Origin of the sequence: Collinsella sp. LCP19S3_D3, assembly GCF_052121455.1 — a bacterium.
GTDB lineage: Bacteria > Actinomycetota > Coriobacteriia > Coriobacteriales > Coriobacteriaceae > Collinsella.
Window position 1 is genome coordinate 1 of sequence record NZ_JBQKEF010000044.1, and the last position, 1666, is coordinate 1666.

The 1666-nt window shown below is 64.0% G+C and carries 1 rRNA gene; it reads left to right on the forward strand.

The window, feature by feature from the left end:
- Nucleotides 1-1666 (forward strand): 23S ribosomal RNA (locus ACTQXM_RS08935); the annotation flags it as partial.

The window sequence follows — 1666 nt, forward strand, 5'->3', positions numbered from 1 at the left end:
TAGAATCGGTAGGGGAGCTTCCCATGGGCGGAGAAGCCGGAGGGCGACCGACGGTGGAGCGCATGGGAGTGAGAATGCTGGCATGAGTAGCGAGAGACGAGAGAGTAACTCGTCCGCCGTGAACCCGAGGTTTCCTGGGCAAGGCTAATCCTCCCAGGGTCAGTCGGGGGCTAAGGCGAGGCCGGGAGGCGTAGCCGACGCGCAGCAGGCAGACATTCCTGCACCGCGCACGCGGCGCTACGACCGACGGGGCGACGGATGGGGGTGGCTCGGCGGGGTTCTGGACGTCCCCGTGATGGAGCGCGGCCCGCGGACCAGGGAAATCCGGTCCGCATCGAGGGCGAGGCTCCGGACGAAGCACTTAAGCGAAGCGAGTGAGCCCGAGGTCCCTAGAAAAACCCCTAGGCAGGCGCGTGCGCGCCCGTACCGCAAACCGACACAGGTGGGTGGGTAGAACATACCGAGGCGATCGGGTCAACCATGGTCAAGGAACTCGGCACAATGGCCCCGTAACTTCGGGAGAAGGGGTGCCCGCGCGTACGTGAACGGACTTGCTCCGGGAGCGGAGGCGGGCCGCAGTGGAGAGGCCCAAGCGACTGTTTACCAAAAACACAGGACTCTGCAGAAGCCGCAAGGCGACGTATAGGGTCTGACGCCTGCCCGGTGCCGGAAGGTCACGCGGAGGAGTTAGCCGCAAGGCGAAGCCCCGAAGCCAAGCCCCGGTAAACGGCGGCCGTAACTATAACGGTCCTAAGGTAGCGAAATTCCTTGTCGGGTAAGTTCCGACCTGCACGAAAGGCGCAACGACTTGGGCGCTGTCTCGACCATGGACCCGGTGAAATTGCACTGGTCGTGAAGATGCGACTTACCCGCGGAAGGACGGAAAGACCCCGTGAACCTTCACTGCAGCTTGGCATTGGCCGCTGGTCCCGCGTGTAGAGGATAGGCAGGAGGCGAAGATCCGGAGGCGCCAGCCCCCGGGGAGCCGCCCTTGGAATACTGCCCTCGCGCGACCGGCGTCCTAACCCGAGGCCGTCAACCGGCTCGGGGACCGTGCCAGGCGGGCAGTTTGACTGGGGCGGTCGCCTCCTAAAGGGTAACGGAGGCGCGCGAAGGTCCGCTCGGGACGGTCGGCAACCGTCCTTTTGAATGCAAGAGTACAAGCGGGCTTGACTGCGAGGCCCACAAGCCGAGCAGGTGCGAAAGCAGGCTCTAGTGATCCGGCGGCCCCGAGTGGGTGGGCCGTCGCTCAACGGATAAAAGGTACTCCGGGGATAACAGGCTGATCTTGCCCAAGAGTCCACATCGACGGCAAGGTTTGGCACCTCGATGTCGGCTCATCGCATCCTGGGGCTGGAGCAGGTCCCAAGGGTACGGCTGTTCGCCGTTTAAAGCGGTACGCGAGCTGGGTTCAGAACGTCGTGAGACAGTTCGGTCCCTATCCTCCGTGGGCGCAGGAGAATCGATGGAGGCTGCCCCCAGTACGAGAGGACCGGGGTGGACGCACCTCCGGTGAACCGGTTGTCGACCAACGGCACGGCCGGGTAGCCGCGTGCGGCGCGGATAACCGCTGAAGGCATCTAAGCGGGAAGCCGTTCCAGGGATTAGTTCTCCTTCCGGTAAGGGCCCAGGTAGACTACCTGGTCGATAGACGGCAGGTGCAAGG